The organism is Paenibacillus sp. Y412MC10, assembly GCF_000024685.1.
GTDB lineage: Bacteria > Bacillota > Bacilli > Paenibacillales > Paenibacillaceae > Paenibacillus_AQ > Paenibacillus_AQ lautus_A.
On record NC_013406.1, the window covers coordinates 2,647,213 to 2,665,332 of the forward strand.

Below are 18,120 nucleotides of genomic sequence, written 5' to 3' on the forward strand. Positions count from 1 at the left end.
AGGGGTTAATATGAATCCATTGAAACCGCTAAAAGCATTTTTGGAAGCACAGCAGGACAACCCGATCGAAGCCATCGGAAGCTATATTTCCGAACATATTGAACAGAACTGGGAAAAGGTGCTTACCGATAACCGGGAAAAACTGCGAAGGGCATACAACGAGGGTGGGGATATGGCGTACGGGACGTATTTAAACCTGTTATTCTTGCCGGTACACAGGCAGCTCAAGGAAATGGGAATACGTCCCGCACCGAAATTCCCGGGCGACTTCGACATTTCAAGGGAATGGGGAAGCGAGGAAGGAACCGACCAGCAGCGCTGGATGTGGAGCACCGTTTTGTCGCCGGAGGAAGAGCCGCTAGGTACCATCGTCACGATCGTATATCACGACCATACCCAGTTTCGGGTCCCAAGGCAGCCGCGTATTCTAGCCTTGCATGAGACAGGCAAGGAAGACGTCGTTGCGGTCCTTTCACTGAAGTCGGATGACTTTAGCGAGGCGCTCGAATTTACGGCAGAATATGAACAATATCTGCGGAGTTTGCAGGAGTAGGGGGGCCCGGGAACCACGGATTCATCTACCTGATTTCAGATTGGGCCTCCATGCCTGAGTTGAGTTACTTGATGACTCACGTCAATTTGAAAATAGAATACGCCTTGAGCCTGGCTCAAGGCGTATTTCTCGTTAGGAATCAAGATCGTTGATCAATCGTCAGGTCTAACCAGTCTAATTCTTCCTTCGTCAGCCGGATGTTCGAACCCTCGTCGCAGGATTTCAATTCCTCGGCCGATTGCGCGCCGATCAGCGCGCAGGTAGGGAAGGGCTGGTTCAGTACGTAAGCGAGCGCGATCTGTATGGCTGTCACATTTTTCGAAGCGGCCAGCTGTTTGGCACGCTCTAACCGCTCCCAGTTCGCATCGCTGTAAAATACTCGCACAAGATCCGCGTTGTCCCGAATCTCCGGAGTGAATCGCCCGGTGAAGAATCCTCGCGCTTGGGAAGACCAGGAGAGCAGCGGAAACTGCTCAGCTTCATGCCAGGCCATCGTTTCCGCATCGGCTGAGACGCAGCCTTTCCAGAAGGGTTCGTTCGGCTTAGCCAGGCTGAGGTTCGGGCTGCTGAAGGAAAAGCCGACCAAGCCGTTTGCGTCGGCATAGGCATTGGCATCCCGAATGCGTTCCCAGGTCCAATTGGATACCCCGATGGCGCCTACACTGCCGTCAGCAATATATTCGTTCAGAGCCTCGATGACTTCCCCCGCCGGAACCTCAGGATCGTCACGGTGCAATGCGTACAGATCGATGAAATCCGTCTGGAGTCTTTCGAAGCTCGTCGTGATGTCGTTTTTGATGTCTTTTTTGCTGACGCGAGGGCCGTTTTGGTCATGGTGGGCACCCTTTGTCAGAATGACGAGCTGATCCCGGTTCCCCCTTTCCTGCATGTATCTGCCGATGACTTCTTCGCTCTGACCGCCGCAGTATATATGTGCGGTATCAACGGAATTGCCGCCGATCGCAAGGTAAGCATCCATATTGGCGGCAGCTTTCTCGTACGAATCATGATAGAAATAGTCCGTTCCTTTCATGAGCGCAGAGACGGGTTTGTTTAATCCCTTGATTGATATATATTTCATGTTCATCTCCTCCTTGAGTGAATTTACAGCTCGATTCTCGTACGTTCGTGGGCAGATTGCAGGCAGGCATCGATGACTTTCATGTTGCGAACCGCATCCTCCGTCGAGTAGCGGAGAGGCTTGTCGTACAAAACGGCTTCCGCTATCCGGTCACCTTGTTCGCTGTATGCGTTTGCATGAGGAACCTCGATTTCTTTGCGTCCATCGCCGGTCGTTAAGAAGAAGTTTGCTCCGTTCTCAGGCAGGCTGTAGGCGTATGGGACTTCAATCAGGCCATCCGTGCCAACAATTTCAAGGGGATTCCGATAAGCTGCCCACATGCCGCAATCAAAGGTCAGGGCAACGTTGCCTTCAAATTCGATCAAGCCGGAGGCCATCATGTCGACATGATCATGCTCAGGCGAGAAGAAGGCTTGAACGGTAACCGCTTCCGGTTCTTTATCCAGCAGGATGCGCGCGGCATTGATCGGATAACAGCCGACATCATAAATCGAACCGCCGCCCCAATCTTTGCGAAACCGGACATTTCCATGATTGGCCGAGCTGTTAAAAGTAAACGCGCTGCGAATGCCCCGAATTTCCCCAATGGCACCGGAGTCGATCATTTCCTTCAGCAAGTCGTATCGCGGATGATAGCGGTACATAAAGGCTTCGGCGAGAATCACGCCCGCTGTCGCGGCCGCGTCAGCCATTTCGGCCGCCTCTGCTTCCGTCAGCGCCAGCGGTTTTTCGCACAGTATATGTTTGCCGGCTTCCGCTGCACGGATGCTCCATTCTTTATGTAGATGGTTAGGTAGCGGGATATAGACAGCATCTATGGAAGAATCCTCAAGCAAGGACTCATAACTGCCGTATGCAGTCGGAATCTTCAGTTCCTCGGCGGTTTGCTCTGCTTTTGCCTGGTCGCGGCTGGCAATGGCAACGACTTCATTGAGACGGGATTGCTGCAGACCGGGTATGACCGAACGTTTGGCAATGCTGGCGCATCCAAGTATCCCCCAACGAAGTTTTTGAGTCATGTTCATCAGCTCCTATACAACTTATTAAGATTATATTGCGATTATAAAAGACAAGAAATAAAATTGATATAATATTATTTTGTAGTGTAATAAAACAATATTGTCATTATAGGAGGATGGAGATGAAACGACAAAGCCATCTGCTGACCCTTCCGCAAATGCCGTTCTTCTGTCTGCCGGAATCGGTAGGGATCTACCGGGATGAGCCGGATCACACGGTGACACGGGCAGCCGGTTCTTTAAACAATTTCAATATTCACTATGTTGCTACCGGAAAAGGGCATGTTGAAATCGACAATGTCGTTCATACGCTCGGCCCAGGGGAAGCCGTGCTGTATTTTCCCATGCAAGCTCAGCATTATTACAGCAGCGAGGACGATCCTTGGGATGTCCGCTGGTTCCATTTTTATGGCAGCGGCCTGCAGAATTATTTCATCGAGCGCGGATTTCATAAAAGCCAGCTTTGGAGCATTCGGCAGCCGGCGGTCTTTGAAGAAGCGCATGAAGCGCTCTTGAATGAGGCGGAAACCCATCGCATGCTGAAGCCTGCGCAATTGTCCACCTTGACGTATTCCTTGTTAGCCGTATTCGTCGAACAGGCGTCCTCCTTATCGGATAATAAATCCAACAATTCGGCGAACCGAATTCACGAGCTGCTGCCCATCATGCAGCAGGAAGCTGCGCAGCCGTTTATTTTGGAAGAGTGGGCGGCTAGGTTAGGCGTATCCACGTACTATTTTTGTAAATTATTCCGCAACGTCATGGAGATGACGCCGATGGATTTTGTGACGCGCTGCCGTCTTCAGATGGCTAAGCAATGGCTGCTCGATCATAAAGATAAAACGATCGGACAAATTGCAGTGGAAGCGGGTTACCCGAGCGTCAGTTACTTTAACAAGCGATTTATGGAGCACGAAGGCATGACGCCGTCTTCCTATCGTCGCTTGTATGGGGTATAGTTATATGGATTACGTCGTCAGGTCAGGTAAGAACTCGACTTAGGTCCAGGTCCTAATCACACCTATAGTCGGTTATGGAAACGGCTTGCCTCAACTACAATGAAGTTAACGAAGGATTTGACGAAATCCGGATTCTATGAATAGTTCATCAATGTATGTGGGGGAAAGCCAAATGTCCGATAACAAAAATATATATGTTCTACTGACTGATACGGGAACGATGTTTACGAAATTGATCAAACGAATCACTGCTGCGCCTTATAATCATGCCTCGCTGGCGCTCGACGAGAACTTGAATGAAGTGTTCAGCTTCGGACGAAAGTGCGCCAACAATCCTTGGGTCGGAGGATTCGTGGAGGAGGATGTGTATGAAGGAACTTTTCGCCACTTCCCCGGAACGCGTTGCGCTCTGCTTCGTCTCGAAGTCACCCCTCAGCAATATGAGGCGGCAAGACGCGTGATCCGGCATTACCAGGATGAAGAGGAAGCCTATGGCTATAATCTCATCGGCATGTTCGGCGTGCTGATGAGACTCGATATTACGAGGGAACGATCCTATTTCTGTTCGCAATTCGTTGCCGAAGCGATGAAGCAAAGCAGAATCCATTTATGGGATCGGCCTTCCTCGGCAGTAACGCCGAATGATTTCTTTCAGCATCCGGCGTTTGAGGTTATCTATGAAGGGATGTTATATGATTATCCGCTGCTCGATCAATCCAGATTGGCCGGATGCCAATACCCTCTCCAAACGGTTGCTCGATGAGTTATAAAATGCGAATCATTATGTTAAACATCGCCCCCTTCTACCTATGGTGGAAGGGGGTTCTTATATCATCGCATTGCCGAAATGTCTCTATATGCTAGGATGGACTCGGTAAAACGTTACCTTAATTGTGCATTAGCGCGCGAGATGACGGACTCGATTTTTTGTTCGTAAGTATGGATGCTTTTCTTTTTGGCCAGGATCTGCCCTGAGAGCGTCAGCAGCCTGGACAGGGCATCGCTGGTTCTGGCGGATTCATTGGCCTTTACGGCGGCTTTGAAATTTTTCCACTCGGTTGTCATTAGTTTATTTGGCGTAGTCATAGCGCTTTTATCGCCTTTGATCTTGCTTTTGTACGGATCGATTTCGGACAGGATGGAACGGACTTTAGCCGCTTTGGAAGTTCTCTCTTTCTTGGCCGCCGTAAGCGCCGCCTGCTTGTTACGTATATCCTCACGTCCCAAGGCAACCAGGATCTTCATGCCGCCGGCCTGCGACTGCAACATTTTGGATAGCGATTTGTCCTTCAGTTTTTTGGCTGCGGCGATTTGTTTATTGAGCGCGGAATAGGTATCAAACAGCGGCTGGTATTTGGATTTAGCTGCTTGGAGCTGATCCTCCAGCCTGCGGATTTTGTCCTTGTCGATTTCGCTGATTCGTTTGCGAGTTTCCGAAGCTTTGGCTTCATTGGCATAACGAAGCGAAGAAATCCGATCGTCCCAATCCATGACCTGTTTCCGTTCCGATTTAAAATCATCGTACTGCTTCTTCAGTTTCGAACGAACGGTTCCGCCGGCCCGGTCTGCCGTGGCATTCAATTGAGCTTGAACCGAATCGGTGAACTCAATGGCTGCAGCATTCGCGAAAGGAATGGGGGTAAGGGTGAGCAGCAGTACCATTGCAAGGATAGAAAACCATAATCTTTTCAACATCATAATCGCTCCTTCTCTTATTTCATTCCAGCCCAGAAGATCAAGCTGGGGAACCTCCGCCAACGACAAAAAGCACCCGTTAGAAAGGCGTAATAAACGCCAGACTTACGGGTGCTTCCTTCGTAAGGGTTATTGATTGCTTTTTTTGTAAATATACGGGAAAATACTGGTTTTGTCAAACGTTTATTCCCCTGTAGTGAGCGAAAACCCACCAAGAAGGGTCTTCCACGCATCCGAATTTCCCTCCCAGGTCGCCCCCTTCGGGATTTGCTTGATAAGCACCCGATCCGAGAACGAGGGAAGATTTACGACTTGTTCACGGTTGCCAAGCAGGACAAATAACAGAGTTACGTTCGGGTTGGCATATGTTTCGCAAATAACCCGGTCTATCGTTTCGGCATCCTTTATATGCGGGATGATGCGCACGAGAAGCGTCTTCCGATCCGAATTCAAGCAGCGGTTAAAACGCTCGATTCTTCGATCCAGCCGTTCGCGGAAAGCAGGGTAGTCATATAGCGGCTGCTCTTTCGGGTCGTTCCGGAAGTCGTGGAAGGATAAACAAGAGGATTGTTTGTCCCGTACATAATAACAGTTGACGGATTTGCCGTAGATGTCCAGGTTTTCCCGGAGCATGAATTCGCTGAATCGATGATGGATGACTTTGCAAAATTCGCGGGTTGAAGCGAAGTTGAACCAGTCCCATGGACCTGCCGTGCGACGCAGGTTGTTTCTTCTGAGCTGAGCGGCAACCTGACAGTTGTGCCCCAGGCTGAAAACGGCGTCGAACTCCATTTGGGTTGTCATGCTACCAGACCTCCTCCAATCTATGGATTTGATATCATATGCAGCTTGATAGAGTTGGTATGGAGTAGTGACCAAGGGAAGGCTTGGGGACCGCCAAATCAGCATTGATGTTAGCTGAGGGAGCGGAACACCGCACCAATAAACGAAGCGAAAGATGGATGCGCCTCGTTTTTTTCATATATTCATATTTTTCGCGAAAGATGTCATTTGCAACAAAGAGTCCCCGGTTTCAAACCATCATATAAAGGTTTATCACCTGCGGGCTCGCATGAAGCTCCATATATCAGCGGTTTACGGTCATTTCCTGTGCCTTGCATTCGTTGACAGAACCCGGGTCTGGTGATATCCTCCAATCAAAGACGGGGTTTATCCGGGATCAATGAATCCATCCGTATTGTCCCCTTGGCGAGGGAGTGAGCTCTCCCAAGCGACGGTTACGGCAGCCATTTCTAAATACCGTACGTAAGCCTGAAGCTCTTCGCATGAAGAGTTTTTTCTTTTTATATTACAACGAAAAGAATGTGATGACAGATGTTGGTTCGATTACGAACCCGAATGAACGGTTTACTTCAACATCATTTATCCGGCGAGTCGATGGACTACCGGCAGATTTTTGCTTTATTTTTTCCGATATTGATCGACCAGGCATTCATCATCGGGTTGAACCTGGTCAACACGGCCATGATCAGCTCGTCGGGCGTTTCGGCGGTCAGCGCCGTGAACATGGTGGACTCCCTGAACATCTTCTTGATTAATGTGTTTGTGGCAGTGGCAACCGGGGGCACCGTCGTTGTGGCGCAGTACAAAGGAAGCGGCAACGCGATGATGGTATCCCGGGCATCCGCCGCCACGGTAACTTCGGTAGCGATGATTGCTTTAGTGATCGCGCTGCTGATCATCGGGCTTCACCAGCCGGTGCTGAATCTGTTGTTCGGCTCAGCGTCGCCCGAAGTGCTGGAGAGTGCGCGGATTTATCTGATCGGAAGCAGCACTTCCTTTCTCGGGATTGCGATTGTGCAGGCGGTCTGCGGCGCGCTGAGGGGTATCGGCAAGACCCGCGCATCACTGGCGTTGTCGCTGATCATGAATCTGCTCTACGTTCTGCTGAACATCGTGTTCATCACGCTGCTGAATATGGGCGTTATGGGCATGACGCTGGCCATCAACATCGCCCGTTTTGCCGGGGCGGCCTGCGCGCTTTATTATCTGTTTAAAGTAGACGCAACGCTGCATATCCGCCTGCGGGACCTGTTTCATTTTCCGATATCGATGCTGCGCAAAATTATGTTTATCGGGCTTCCGTTCGCAGCCGAGCAGATGTTCTTTAACGGAGGAAAGCTGTTAACCCAAGTGTTTATCGTCAGCCTGGGCACGTACGCCATTGCAACAAACGCGATCGGGTCATCGCTTGCGGCCGTCTTCCAAATTCCAGCCAGCGCGTTGTCCTTAACGATTGTGACCGTCGTTGGTCAATGCATCGGCCGCGGTAATATAGCGGATGCCCGGAAGTTCATCAAATCTTTTTTGTGGCTTGGCGCTATCTCGCTGGCCTTGATGGGTTTGATTTTGATGCCGCTCTACCGCCCGCTGGTCGGGTTGTTCAACCCGCCTCCGGAAATCGTGAACGATCTGTTTGTGGTGCTGTTGATTAATACGCTTGTACAGGTTCCGCTATGGTCGATAAGCTTTATTCTGCCTTCGGCGCTGCGTGCGGCAGGCGACTCGCGTTTTACGTCGATCACTTCGATGCTGACCATGTGGCTGTTCCGGGTGATTCTCGGTTATATTATGGGAATCGTTCTGGGCTGGGGCATTCTCGGCGTATGGCTGGCCATGAACTGCGAATGGGGCGTAAGGGGAGCCGTCTTCCTATGGCGCTTCCGAGGAAAGAAATGGTATGCGCATAAACTGATTTAGCCATTATTTAATTTTAAGAAGAAAAGCCCCGTTTTGGCGGGGCTTTTTTGCATGCTGTTCTGAATGGCAATCGTTGTGTCCATCGATTCAAGGCATTTTCAGTTGGGATCGATTAGGACGGCTTATTCACGGACGAGTACGTTTTCCAGCCGCCGTCGAGATTCTTAACCCGGAAGCCGTGCTCGGCCAAAATACGCGCTGCCAAGTATCCGCGCAGCCCAACCTGGCAAGTCACGTACAGCGTTTCATTCTCCGGCAGTTCCTTCAGTCGGCTGCGCAGATCGTTAAGCGGAATGTTGATGGAACCTTGGATATATCCTGTTAACCTCTCCTTAGGCTCGCGGACGTCGATCAGGGTTGCACCTTTTTCAACCAGTTCGTCGATTTCATGCCATTGGACCGTTTCAACCAAGCCATCCAAGATGTTGGCGGCAACATATCCGGCATAGTTAACCGGGTCTTTGGCGGAGGAATAAGGGGGCGCGTAGGAAAGCTCCAGCTCCGTCAAGTCCCATACATTGAGATTTCCCTTGATTGCTGTAGCAATGACATCGATTCGCTTGTCCACGCCATCTGCTCCAATCGCTTGCGCCCCATAGATTTGACCTGTTTCCGGATGGAATAACAGCTTCAAGGAAATGGGATACGCCCCGGGGTAGTACCCGGCATGCGACGAGGGGTGAATATGAATGGCGTGATAAGGTAGGTTCATCTGCTTCAGGCGCTTTTCGTTAACACCTGTCGCAGCAACCGTTAGATCAAAAACCTTGGCAATCGACGAACCGAGCGTGCCTTTGTAACGATTGTTTTTACCATAAATATGATCCGCAACCAAGCGTCCCTGCCGATTGGCAGGACCGGCGAGCGGGATAAAGGCCTGGGTCTGAAGGACATAATCCTTTACCTCAATCGCATCGCCGATGGCATAAATGCTCGGGTCGGCGGTCTGCATATATTCGTTAACTTGAATTCCGCCGCGATCATTGACGGGAAGTCCGGCAGCCGACGCCAGCATGCTCTCTGGCCGAACGCCTATCGAAAGCAATGTCATCTCCGTTGATATTCGTTTGCCGCTGGAAAGCTCGATTTGTTGGCCGCCGTCATGAAATGCTTCTACGCCATCCTCAAGAATCAGACGGACTCCTTTGTCTTTAAGGTGCGACTGAATGATCGCGGCCATTTCGTAATCCAGCGGAGCCATCACCTGGTTGGCCATTTCGATGACTGTCACCTGAACGCCGCGATCCGCCAAATTTTCGGCCATTTCCAGCCCGATAAACCCGCCCCCGACAATAACGGCTTCCTTCGGCTGGACTTCATCCACGTACTGCTTGATTCGGTCCGTGTCCGGGATATTCCGTAAAGTGAATACGTTACGAGCTTCGGACAAGCCGGGAATATCCGGCACCACGGGCTTCGCGCCGGGTGACAGGATCAGATAATCATAGCTCTCGGTGTAGGTTTCGCCCGTAGCAAGGTTTTTAATCGCAACCATTTTTTTATCACGCAGAATGGACGTAACTTCGCTAAGATTGCGAATATCCAGCTCGTAGCGGCGGCTAAGGCCGGGTACGGTCTGCACCATAAGCTTATTGCGGTCGGTTATAGTTTCTCCTATATAGTAGGGCAGACCGCAGTTGGCAAACGAAATATATTCCCCGCGTTCCACTAAAACAATGGCAGAGCTCTCATCCAATCTCCGCAATCTGGCAGCTGCCGAGGCACCGCCTGCTACACCGCCGACAATGACGATTTTTTTGCCCATCGAATATTCCTCCCTGATTTGGTGTAAATTACGTATGGATTAATATATACCCTATGGGGTATCATAGCATAGAGCAGCATAAAAAGGTGTGACAAATATCAGACATGTCTGTTAAGCGGCAAGTTAGACTCATCTCGATGAAGCTGCGGCAGCCGAAACTTGACAAAATACCCGCGGGGGTATATATTAAGGGCATGCAACCTATATGCTTTAAATCATGCATCCTAATAATAGTACACAGACAGGAGGGGGATCCAGATGGATTACAATGATCAGATGAAGAATCGGGTGAAACGCATTGAAGGTCAGCTGCGCGGCATCCTCAAAATGATGGATGAGAACCAGGATTGCAAGGAAGTGATCACCCAGCTGTCTGCGACACGGACGGCGATCGATCGGACAATCGGCGTTATCGTCAGCTCAAATCTTGTGGAATGCGTACAGCAGGCCGCAGAGACCGGGCAGGATACGGAGAAGCTTGTGGTTGAAGCGGTAAATCTGCTTGTTAAGAGCAGATAATGGGGAAGTGTCCTTCATTTCAATATCAGGATCCACCAAAATGATTGACAGGACCTTCGACATTGTTTAATATACCCCCATGGGTATTTAATTGAACCATATACTCTTTCATTTTAAGGAGGAATCATGATGAACGCGGATAAACTATTGGACGTTAAAGGCTTGACCTGTCCCATGCCGATCGTGAAAACAAAGAAACAGATGAAAGAAATGGAACAAGGTCAAGTGCTTGAGATTCATGCAACGGATCAAGGCGCGAAGAGCGATTTGACGGCTTGGGCCAAATCGACGGGCAACGAGATGCTGGAACATCAAGAGGATGGCGGCGTGCTGAAGTTTTGGATTAGGAAGGGATAATTTTTTTTGAGTGTTTTAATACCCATAGGGGTATAAGAGGCTTTGCTTTTGGATCTATTAATAAACTTATTACAGGGGGAGATCATGACGTGACGGAAACAAAAAAGACAACGATCGTATTATTCAGCGGCGATTATGACAAAGCGATGGCAGCCTATATTATCGCCAACGGTGCGGCCGCATACGACCATGAGGTGACGATATTCCACACCTTCTGGGGGCTGAACGCATTGCGGAAGGATGAGGATGTCCTGCTGCCCAAGAAAAAAAGCTTCATCGAGAAGATGTTCGGAAAAATGATGCCGCGCGGATCCAACCACATGGGACTTTCCAAAATGAATTTTGCCGGGATGGGTCCCAAAATGATCAAGGACGTAATCAAGAAACACAACGCCGTTCCGCTTCCGCAATTGATCGAGATGGCACAGGAGCAGGACGTGAAGCTGGTTGCATGCACGATGACGATGGATCTGCTTGGGCTGCAGCAAGAAGAACTGCTGGACGGCATCGAGTATGCGGGCGTTGCTGCGTATTTGGGCGACGCTCAGGATGGCAACGTTAACTTGTTCATTTAAGGAAAACAGCAGCGAAGGCTGCTGTTATAAAGAGAGGGAATAAAAATGGATATTCTCAATGTATTGTTCATTGCACTTATCATTCTGTTTGTCGTTTGGAGAATTCTCCCGGCCAAAGGAGTCAGGCAAATTACCGCGGCTCAGCTAAACCATGAGCTGAAGGATGCCAATACGAACAAGCAGTTCATCGATGTCCGGACGCCGGGAGAATTTAAGGGAAATCACATTCGGGGTTTCCGCAATATTCCGCTGGATCAGCTCTTGTTGAGCAGCGAGTCGCTCTCCAAAGAAAGGGAAGTGGTATTGATCTGCCAAAGCGGTATGCGAAGCAACAAAGCGAGCAAAACATTAAAGAAATCAGGCTTTGTGAAGGTAACGAATGTGAAAGGCGGCATGAATGCCTGGTCGTAAACTTAAAAGTAAAGGGAGTACTGATCAACATGAGAGAATTTCTCCAAAAGAACTAGAGCGGATGTTGAGTGACGGGACAGCCGTGAATATCATTGATGTGCGAGAAGCGGAAGAAGTCGCGGAAGGGAAAATTCCGGGTGCCGTCAAGATTCCCCTCGGTCTGATTGAATTCCGCAAGCAGGATCTTGATCGGTCGAAAGAATATGTCATGGTATGCCGTTCCGGCGGCCGCAGCGGCCGTGCAGCTGAATATTTGGAAGGCCAAGGCTATCACGTCGTCAATATGACGGGCGGCATGCTCGCATGGGAAGGCGAAACAGAGTAATCGTGTCGATGTGAAAAGAATGGGTGTGTTAGTCACCCTTTTTTTTGAAAAGAAATATACCCCTAAGGGTATAAGGGATTTAACAAAAAAAGTAATGGAGGTTGTATGTGATATGGCAGCAATTGAATCGAATATGAAGCTGGACGCTAAGGGGCTGGCATGCCCGATGCCCATCGTCCGCACGAAAAAAGCGATGAAGGATCTTGAAGCCGGTTATGTGCTGGAGGTAGAGGCAACCGACAAAGGTTCCAAGGCCGACATGCAGGCATGGGCGGAAAGCACGGGCCATCAATATCTCGGTACGATTGAAGAGGGGGATGTGCTGAAGCACTACCTTCGCAAATCGTCAGGGGAAGAAACCGCAGAACGAAGCTATCCACATGTAGCGTCTAATGATCAGCTGGAGGAGAAACTTGCGTCCGGAGCGCCAATCATCGTCCTGGATGTGAGGGAAGCGGCGGAGTTTGCTTTCAGGCATATTCGCAATGCCGTATCGATTCCGCTTGGCGAACTGGATGAACGCATGGTCGAGCTGAACAAAGAGGATGAGATCTATGTCATCTGCCGGACCGGGACAAGGAGCGACCTCGCTGCGCAAAAGCTCTCAGCTAAAGGCTATGCAAGCATTATAAACGTGGTGCCGGGCATGAGCGGCTGGAGAGGAGAAACGTTGGGCTTGAATGAGGGCGCAGATGCTTAAGATGGCTGTCCAATAAGCATGCTTAGCACTTCGTATTTACAATGGGCAGCCGGAAGGAATGTGCAATTTATCAGATCCAATGACTGAATTTAAGAGGAGGAAGAGCACCATGACAGTAAGAGAAATGAATACGCAAGAAGTGGCCATGAAGGTGATTCGCAAAGAGAGCCTGTTTCTATTGGACGTGCGGAACCCTTCGGATTTTGAAGATTGGAAGATTGAGGGCGAAGGAGTTCGGCCTTTGAATATCCCTTATTTTGATTTGATTGACGGCGTGGAAGAAATATTGGATCAAATCCCGATGGATCAAGAAGTGCTGGTTGTATGCGCCAAGGAAGGGTCGTCGGTGATGGTGGCCGAGATGCTGGCCGAGCACGGACGGAATGTCGCGTACTTAAAAGGGGGGATGAAAGCCTGGAGCGAACATCTTGTCCCGCTGAAGATCGGCAGCTTGGCGGATGGCGGCACGCTATATCAGTTTGTTCGTATCGGCAAAGGCTGTTTGTCTTATATGGCGGTATCGAACGGCGAAGCGGCATTGTTTGACGCTACCCGCATGACGGAGGTATATCTTGAATTTGCCGAAAGCGTGGATGCCCAAATCAAGCATGTGTTCGATACCCATCTCCATGCAGACCATATTTCCGGCGGTCGAATGATTGCAGAGCAGACAGGAGCCGTATACTGGCTTCCGCCAGAGGATGCCAGCGAGGTCGTGTTTAAATACGAGCCGTTGAAGAACGGCGATCAAGTGGTGATTGGCGGGAGCACCATCCGCATCGATGCGCTCCATTCTCCAGGTCATACCATCGGGTCCACTTCGTTTGTCATAGATGACCGTTACCTGCTGACAGGCGATATTCTGTTTATCGATTCCATCGGCCGTCCGGATCTGGCGGGACTGGCAGACGATTGGGTCGGCGATTTGCGGGAGACGCTCTATGCCCGCTACCCCCATCTATCGGATGATCTGACCGTGCTGCCGGCCCATTTCATGATCATGGACGAATTGAACGAGGACGGGACGGTCGCGAAGAAATTGGGAGAGCTGTATCGGGAAAACCATGGCCTCAACATCGCCGACGAGACGGAATTCCGAACATTGGTAACGCAGAATCTGCCGCCGCAGCCTAACAGCTATCAGGAAATCCGTCAAACCAACATGGGGAAAATGAACCCTGACACCGAGCGGCAGCGTGAGATGGAGATTGGGCCGAACCGCTGCGCCGTTCGTTAATTTGGACCATGACAATCGGATGTTAAGAGGCAGGATTATTCATAATTATGAGTCATAGCAAGGGTCGATAACAAGATCGGCCATGGATATAAACGTATGAAACAAGATATAAAGAGATCCGAGGGAACCTGAAGGTTCCCTTTTCTAAAGAGAAATAAGGGGGCAGCACGATGGAACTAAGTATATCCTTCATCATTACGATATTTTTAATCGGATTCATTGGCTCTTATATATCAGGGATGGTTGGCATCGGCGGATCGATTATCAAATACCCGATGCTGCTGTATATCCCGCCGTTATTCGGCCTTGCGGCTTTCACCGCGCATGAAGTATCGGGCATAAGCGCCGTACAGGTATTTTTTGCCACGATCGGGGGCGTGTGGGCATACCGCAAGGGCGGATATCTGAACAAAACGCTCATTATCTATATGGGTTCGGCCATATTGCTGGGCAGCTTCATCGGCGGTTTCGGCTCCAAGATGATGAGCGAAGGCGGCATCAATCTCATCTACGGCATATTGGCGCTGATTGCGGCCGTGATGATGTTCATCCCGAACAAAGGGGTGGACGATATCCCCCTGGATCAGGTCAAGTTCAACAAATGGCTGGCCGCTGCACTGGCTCTTGTGGTCGGAATCGGAGCCGGTATCGTCGGGGCGGCCGGTGCGTTCCTGCTCGTTCCGATCATGCTGGTTGTATTGAAAATACCGACGCGGATGACCATTGCCACCTCGCTTGCGATCACCTTCATCTCATCCATCGGTTCGACGGTTGGCAAACTGACGACGGGGCAAGTGGATTATATCCCGGCCCTTATTATGGTTGTTGCCAGCTTGATCGCTTCTCCACTTGGAGCTGCCGCAGGCAAGAAAATGAACACGAAGTTCCTGCAGATCATTCTGGCCGTTTTGATCCTGGCTACAGCCATCAAAATTTGGCTGGACATTCTATGATGGTTCTATCGTTTAAGTAAGAGGATATGCTGCAGAGGATGAAACAGGCATGGTAATATGGTGATATGCCCAATGTTATCCAAGTAACTGATGATCAATAGGAGGGATCCAATGATGAATCCATGGAATGAACGGTTTCAGGGCGAAGACTATGTCTTTGGAACCGAGCCCAATGTATTTATAGCCGACATGCATAAGAGGTTGGCATTAACGGGTAATGCGCTTGCGATCGCGGAGGGCGAAGGACGAAATGCGGTGTTTCTGGCTCGCGAAGGCATGAACGTTACCGTGTGGGATTATGCGGAGTCCGGCCTGAACAAAGCCAATAAGCTGGCCGAAGCCAGTGGCGTTGAGATTCACACCGAGCTTGTGGACCTTGGGGAAGCGCAGTGGACGAAGGAGCAATGGGATGAGATCATTTGCGTGTTCGGACATTTTCCCAAAGAATTGAGAACAAGGACGTTGGAAGGCGTGAAAACCGCGGTGAAGCCGGGAGGATATTTTCTCACCGAAGTGTATTCCCCGTACCAGATTCCTTATCGAAGCGGGGGACCGCAAGATCCTCAGTTTTTATACGCGCCCGGGGATTTCCTCGAAGCTTTTGCGGATTGGCGAATTGTCCATTTTTTCATGGGTGAGGTCGTTAGGCAGGAAGGACAGGGGCATCAGGGCTTGTCCCATGTCATTCAGTTTGCGGGGCAAAAGCCGTCAATCAAATAAATATTTGCGATTAAGCATTAGGTGAACAGCTTGGATACATCGGACCGGTCGCCCTGTTGCACATAGTCGGAGGGTGAAAGACCGGTGTATTTTTTAAACATGCGATAAAAATAGGACGTATCATAATAACCCAGATAGTGGGCGATATGAGCGATTGTCATATCGGAATGAAGCAGCAAGCCGCACGCTTCCAGCACGCGCAGCTGGTGCATGTACCGAATCGGGGAATGACCGTACACCTCCTTGAAGAGGGCGGTGGCATAATTGGGGGAACGATGGATTAACTTTGCGAGTTTATCGATTTCGATCGGTTCGCGATAATGGTCCAACAGATACGATTTGATGGTGTCCGCATAGTTTCTTTTGCTTGGCGGCAGCTCGGTCTTCTCTAGTTCCCGGGCCAACATGCCGAGCAGCTCCTGCATGATGCCTTGACAGATCATGGAGCGGTAGCTTTTGCCGCCGCGCATCTCCTCGAATAATCGCTCGCAGCGGCAGTAGGCATACTGAATATGCACAAGGTTGAATTTGAGGAATTGCCCCCCATCCAGAAACGGGATGCCTGTGGGTATCTGAGGATCCATCGTAAAGAGAATGGTGTATTTCCGATGGGGGATATCATTCCAGTTGCCGCCGCTCCGTTTCGTCGATTGCGGGATGAAGAGCACGTCTTCTTCTTCCGCAATGATCTCCTCCCCATTGATTTCATACCTCACTTTGCCTTCTCTTACCACAACAAGCACGTTGTAACGGATCGTCTCAAGCTGAGTCCGCCAGTTCGGGATATGATCATCAAAATTCACGCTCATTAATTGGATCACAGACAAGCACCTCGCAGTGATTTTATACCTATAGCCTAGCATATTTTTGCTTTACTTGAGTAGGTGTTCATTGGTGTTTTCAAGTCTCCTGACTAAACTTGGAGTAGAATCGTACAACAAATTAACGAAATGTACATCGACTCAACACGAAGCATTGGCCTATAATTTCTGTCAAAAGCAGTCATTCTGTAAACGCTGACAGGAAGGATATGAGAAAAGGGATGAGGAAGGAAGCGATGCGTGTATGAGAGTATTATTGCTGGATTTGGACTCGACCAGACCGGATCATTTAGGGTGCTACGGATACCATCGGAATACGTCGCCCAACATTGACCGGATAGCGGCGGAAGGCGTACGCTTCGACAATTACTATACCTCCGACGCTCCATGTTTTCCATCAAGAACCGCGCTGATGACCGGCAAGTTCGGCATTCATAACGGGGTCGTGGGCCATGGAGGCTCGGCAGCGGACGTCCGGCATGAAGGCATTACGCGGGATTTCCGCGACAAGCTGGCTTCGGAGAGTTTTCCCGCCATTTTTCGCCGTGCCGGCATGAAAACCGCGTTGATCAGTCCGTTCGGAGAGCGGCATTCCGCCTGGACCTTCTATGCGGGCTTCAATGAAATGTATAATACAGGCAAAGGCGGCTTGGAGTCGGCTGAGGAAGTGTCTCCGGTCGTGCTGGACTGGCTGGATCGCAACGCCGATGAAGATAACTGGATGCTCTATGTGAACTTCTGGGATCCGCATACGCCGTATCGTGCACCTCAGTCGCTGGGCAATCCGTTCGAGCATGATCCTCTTCCGGAGTGGTTATCCGAAGACGTGCTTCAGGAGCATCAGAAGAAGGTCGGCCCGCATGGTGTAAACGAAATTAACATGTATAATAGTGATGTATCCCCCGATTACCCGCGTCATCCCGGAGAGATTCGGACGATGGAGGATTTGCGGACGATGGTGGACGGCTATGATTGCGGCATCCGGCATATGGACGAGCATATCGGGGCCATCTTCGAGCTGTTGGAATCCAAGGGTGTTATGGATGACTTGATCGTAATCATAACGGCGGATCATGGCGAGAACATGGGGGAGCTTGGGATTTATGGCGAACATGCCACAGCGGATCAGGGAACCTGCCGCATTCCGATGATTATCCGAGGACCCGGCATCATGCAAGGGATATCGGATCGCAATCTGCACTATCATCTGGATCTACTGCCTACGATGGCGGAATATATGAACGTGGCACCGGCAAGAAGCTGGGATGGAATCAGTTATGCCGAGACCCTGCGAAGCGGACGCGAGAGCGGCAGGGAGTATCTGGTGGTATCCCAATGTGCACACGTCTGCCAGCGAAGCGTGCGGTTTGGAGATTGGCTGTACATTCGCACCTATCATGACGGTTTTCATCTGTTCGACAAAGAAATGCTGTTCCATATCACCGAGGACGTTTATGAACAGCACAACCAGGCGTCTCAAAGACCGGATCTTTGCCGGGAGGCCGTCTACCTGCTGAATGAGTGGCATGATCAAATGATGTCGACAATGCCGTTTGACGTGGATCCATTGTGGACGGTCATGAAAGAGGGGGGACCTTACCACGCCAAAGGTCATTTGCCCCGGTATATCGAGCGTTTGAAGAACACGGGCCGGGGAGAAGCGGTGCCGGAGCTGATGCGCCGCCATCCTCGGGAGTTCGTGTAATCGC

At 50.3% G+C, this 18,120-nt stretch carries 20 protein-coding genes; 14 read left to right on the forward strand and 6 right to left on the reverse strand.

Annotated features, from left to right (window positions below):
• The first annotated feature begins 10 nt into the window (after positions 1 to 10).
• Positions 11 to 553 carry a DUF6022 family protein gene (locus GYMC10_RS11530; RefSeq protein WP_041622136.1) on the forward strand — a complete coding sequence of 181 codons (543 nt, stop codon included), beginning with the start codon at positions 11 to 13 and terminating at the stop codon, positions 551 to 553.
• A gap of 139 nt (positions 554 to 692) precedes the next feature.
• Here GYMC10_RS11530 and GYMC10_RS11535 read toward each other — a convergent pair whose 3' ends face one another.
• Positions 693 to 1,634, reverse strand: a complete 942-nt coding sequence (locus GYMC10_RS11535; RefSeq protein WP_015734618.1) for an aldo/keto reductase — start codon at positions 1,632 to 1,634, stop codon at positions 693 to 695.
• A gap of 23 nt (positions 1,635 to 1,657) precedes the next feature.
• Entirely contained in the window at positions 1,658 to 2,653 is a 996-nt protein-coding gene (locus GYMC10_RS11540; RefSeq protein ID WP_015734619.1) for a Gfo/Idh/MocA family protein, read from the reverse strand.
• A gap of 122 nt (positions 2,654 to 2,775) precedes the next feature.
• Between GYMC10_RS11540 and GYMC10_RS11545 the strand changes: the two genes are divergently transcribed.
• Together GYMC10_RS11545 and GYMC10_RS11550 are read left to right on the forward strand one after the other, a co-directional pair.
• On the forward strand, positions 2,776 to 3,612 hold the full coding sequence (locus tag GYMC10_RS11545) for a helix-turn-helix transcriptional regulator (protein WP_015734620.1): 837 nt from the start codon (positions 2,776 to 2,778) through the stop codon (positions 3,610 to 3,612).
• Between the two features lie 172 nt (positions 3,613 to 3,784).
• The gene (locus GYMC10_RS11550; protein ID WP_015734621.1) at positions 3,785 to 4,375 is read left to right on the forward strand and encodes a hypothetical protein; all 591 of its coding nucleotides are present in this window, start codon (positions 3,785 to 3,787) and stop codon (positions 4,373 to 4,375) included.
• Positions 4,376 to 4,494: 119 nt separating this feature from the next.
• Here the strand turns inward: GYMC10_RS11550 and GYMC10_RS11555 are convergent, their stop codons facing one another.
• Both GYMC10_RS11555 and GYMC10_RS11560 read right to left on the reverse strand, forming a co-directional pair.
• On the reverse strand, positions 4,495 to 5,310 hold the full coding sequence (locus GYMC10_RS11555; protein ID WP_015734622.1) for a hypothetical protein: 816 nt from the start codon (positions 5,308 to 5,310) through the stop codon (positions 4,495 to 4,497).
• A gap of 180 nt (positions 5,311 to 5,490) precedes the next feature.
• Positions 5,491 to 6,111, reverse strand: a complete 621-nt coding sequence (locus GYMC10_RS11560; protein WP_015734623.1) for a DUF1796 family putative cysteine peptidase — start codon at positions 6,109 to 6,111, stop codon at positions 5,491 to 5,493.
• 531 nt (positions 6,112 to 6,642) lie between these two features.
• On the opposite strand from GYMC10_RS11560, the gene GYMC10_RS11565 reads away from it, so the two are divergent.
• Positions 6,643 to 8,028 carry an MATE family efflux transporter gene (locus GYMC10_RS11565; protein WP_041621969.1) on the forward strand — a complete coding sequence of 462 codons (1,386 nt, stop codon included), beginning with the start codon at positions 6,643 to 6,645 and terminating at the stop codon, positions 8,026 to 8,028.
• A 112-nt stretch (positions 8,029 to 8,140) separates the two neighbouring features.
• Here GYMC10_RS11565 and GYMC10_RS11570 read toward each other — a convergent pair whose 3' ends face one another.
• Entirely contained in the window at positions 8,141 to 9,793 is a 1,653-nt protein-coding gene (locus tag GYMC10_RS11570; RefSeq protein WP_015734625.1) for a CoA-disulfide reductase, read from the reverse strand.
• 258 nt (positions 9,794 to 10,051) lie between these two features.
• On the opposite strand from GYMC10_RS11570, the gene GYMC10_RS11575 reads away from it, so the two are divergent.
• The 9 genes from GYMC10_RS11575 to GYMC10_RS11615 all read left to right on the forward strand — a co-directional run bounded on the left by GYMC10_RS11575 (position 10,052) and on the right by GYMC10_RS11615 (position 15,590).
• On the forward strand, positions 10,052 to 10,312 hold the full coding sequence (locus GYMC10_RS11575) for a metal-sensitive transcriptional regulator (RefSeq protein WP_015734626.1): 261 nt from the start codon (positions 10,052 to 10,054) through the stop codon (positions 10,310 to 10,312).
• 129 nt (positions 10,313 to 10,441) lie between these two features.
• Entirely contained in the window at positions 10,442 to 10,669 is a 228-nt protein-coding gene (locus GYMC10_RS11580; RefSeq protein ID WP_015734627.1) for a sulfurtransferase TusA family protein, read from the forward strand.
• Positions 10,670 to 10,758: 89 nt separating this feature from the next.
• Positions 10,759 to 11,244, forward strand: coding sequence for a DsrE/DsrF/DrsH-like family protein (locus tag GYMC10_RS11585; RefSeq protein ID WP_015734628.1), 486 nt, complete (start codon positions 10,759 to 10,761; stop codon positions 11,242 to 11,244).
• A 45-nt stretch (positions 11,245 to 11,289) separates the two neighbouring features.
• Positions 11,290 to 11,655 (forward strand): rhodanese-like domain-containing protein, encoded by a 366-nt coding sequence (locus GYMC10_RS11590; protein WP_015734629.1) that lies wholly within the window; start codon positions 11,290 to 11,292, stop codon positions 11,653 to 11,655.
• Complete coding sequence (locus GYMC10_RS11595; protein WP_015734630.1) at positions 11,642 to 11,980, forward strand: rhodanese-like domain-containing protein; 339 nt, start codon at positions 11,642 to 11,644, stop codon at positions 11,978 to 11,980. Before GYMC10_RS11590 ends, GYMC10_RS11595 begins: the two co-directional genes overlap by 14 nt.
• A 112-nt stretch (positions 11,981 to 12,092) precedes the next feature.
• Entirely contained in the window at positions 12,093 to 12,680 is a 588-nt protein-coding gene (locus GYMC10_RS11600) for a sulfurtransferase TusA family protein (protein WP_015734631.1), read from the forward strand.
• A 109-nt stretch (positions 12,681 to 12,789) separates the two neighbouring features.
• A complete protein-coding gene (locus GYMC10_RS11605) occupies positions 12,790 to 13,917 on the forward strand; it encodes an MBL fold metallo-hydrolase (RefSeq protein WP_015734632.1) in 1,128 nt (375 codons plus the stop codon).
• Between the two features lie 170 nt (positions 13,918 to 14,087).
• A complete protein-coding gene (locus tag GYMC10_RS11610) occupies positions 14,088 to 14,870 on the forward strand; it encodes a sulfite exporter TauE/SafE family protein (RefSeq protein ID WP_015734633.1) in 783 nt (260 codons plus the stop codon).
• Between the two features lie 114 nt (positions 14,871 to 14,984).
• Positions 14,985 to 15,590 carry a class I SAM-dependent methyltransferase gene (locus GYMC10_RS11615; RefSeq protein WP_041622138.1) on the forward strand — a complete coding sequence of 202 codons (606 nt, stop codon included), beginning with the start codon at positions 14,985 to 14,987 and terminating at the stop codon, positions 15,588 to 15,590.
• 17 nt (positions 15,591 to 15,607) lie between these two features.
• Here the strand turns inward: GYMC10_RS11615 and GYMC10_RS11620 are convergent, their stop codons facing one another.
• Positions 15,608 to 16,411, reverse strand: a complete 804-nt coding sequence (locus tag GYMC10_RS11620) for a helix-turn-helix transcriptional regulator (protein ID WP_015734635.1) — start codon at positions 16,409 to 16,411, stop codon at positions 15,608 to 15,610.
• A 244-nt stretch (positions 16,412 to 16,655) separates the two neighbouring features.
• Between GYMC10_RS11620 and GYMC10_RS11625 the strand changes: the two genes are divergently transcribed.
• Positions 16,656 to 18,116, forward strand: coding sequence for a sulfatase (locus GYMC10_RS11625; RefSeq protein ID WP_015734636.1), 1,461 nt, complete (start codon positions 16,656 to 16,658; stop codon positions 18,114 to 18,116).
• The last annotated feature ends 4 nt before the right edge of the window (positions 18,117 to 18,120 follow it).

What these genes read in the sequence shown, in the direction of transcription:
- GYMC10_RS11615 (WP_041622138.1), top strand. Translation starts at nt 14,985, where the DNA reads ATGAATCCATGGAATGAACGGTTTCAGGGCGAAGACTATGTCTTTGGA.
- GYMC10_RS11610 (WP_015734633.1), top strand. Translation starts at nt 14,088, where the DNA reads ATGGAACTAAGTATATCCTTCATCATTACGATATTTTTAATCGGATTC.
- GYMC10_RS11600 (WP_015734631.1), top strand. Translation starts at nt 12,093, where the DNA reads ATGGCAGCAATTGAATCGAATATGAAGCTGGACGCTAAGGGGCTGGCA.
- GYMC10_RS11590 (WP_015734629.1), top strand. Translation starts at nt 11,290, where the DNA reads ATGGATATTCTCAATGTATTGTTCATTGCACTTATCATTCTGTTTGTC.
- GYMC10_RS11580 (WP_015734627.1), top strand. Translation starts at nt 10,442, where the DNA reads ATGAACGCGGATAAACTATTGGACGTTAAAGGCTTGACCTGTCCCATG.
- GYMC10_RS11565 (WP_041621969.1), top strand. Translation starts at nt 6,643, where the DNA reads ATGTTGGTTCGATTACGAACCCGAATGAACGGTTTACTTCAACATCAT.
- GYMC10_RS11535 (WP_015734618.1), bottom strand. Translation starts at nt 1,634, where the DNA reads ATGAAATATATATCAATCAAGGGATTAAACAAACCCGTCTCTGCGCTC.
- GYMC10_RS11560 (WP_015734623.1), bottom strand. Translation starts at nt 6,111, where the DNA reads ATGACAACCCAAATGGAGTTCGACGCCGTTTTCAGCCTGGGGCACAAC.
- GYMC10_RS11555 (WP_015734622.1), bottom strand. Translation starts at nt 5,310, where the DNA reads ATGATGTTGAAAAGATTATGGTTTTCTATCCTTGCAATGGTACTGCTG.
- GYMC10_RS11545 (WP_015734620.1), top strand. Translation starts at nt 2,776, where the DNA reads ATGAAACGACAAAGCCATCTGCTGACCCTTCCGCAAATGCCGTTCTTC.
- GYMC10_RS11570 (WP_015734625.1), bottom strand. Translation starts at nt 9,793, where the DNA reads ATGGGCAAAAAAATCGTCATTGTCGGCGGTGTAGCAGGCGGTGCCTCG.
- GYMC10_RS11550 (WP_015734621.1), top strand. Translation starts at nt 3,785, where the DNA reads ATGTCCGATAACAAAAATATATATGTTCTACTGACTGATACGGGAACG.
- GYMC10_RS11575 (WP_015734626.1), top strand. Translation starts at nt 10,052, where the DNA reads ATGGATTACAATGATCAGATGAAGAATCGGGTGAAACGCATTGAAGGT.
- GYMC10_RS11540 (WP_015734619.1), bottom strand. Translation starts at nt 2,653, where the DNA reads ATGACTCAAAAACTTCGTTGGGGGATACTTGGATGCGCCAGCATTGCC.
- GYMC10_RS11605 (WP_015734632.1), top strand. Translation starts at nt 12,790, where the DNA reads ATGACAGTAAGAGAAATGAATACGCAAGAAGTGGCCATGAAGGTGATT.
- GYMC10_RS11530 (WP_041622136.1), top strand. Translation starts at nt 11, where the DNA reads ATGAATCCATTGAAACCGCTAAAAGCATTTTTGGAAGCACAGCAGGAC.
- GYMC10_RS11625 (WP_015734636.1), top strand. Translation starts at nt 16,656, where the DNA reads ATGAGAGTATTATTGCTGGATTTGGACTCGACCAGACCGGATCATTTA.
- GYMC10_RS11595 (WP_015734630.1), top strand. Translation starts at nt 11,642, where the DNA reads ATGCCTGGTCGTAAACTTAAAAGTAAAGGGAGTACTGATCAACATGAG.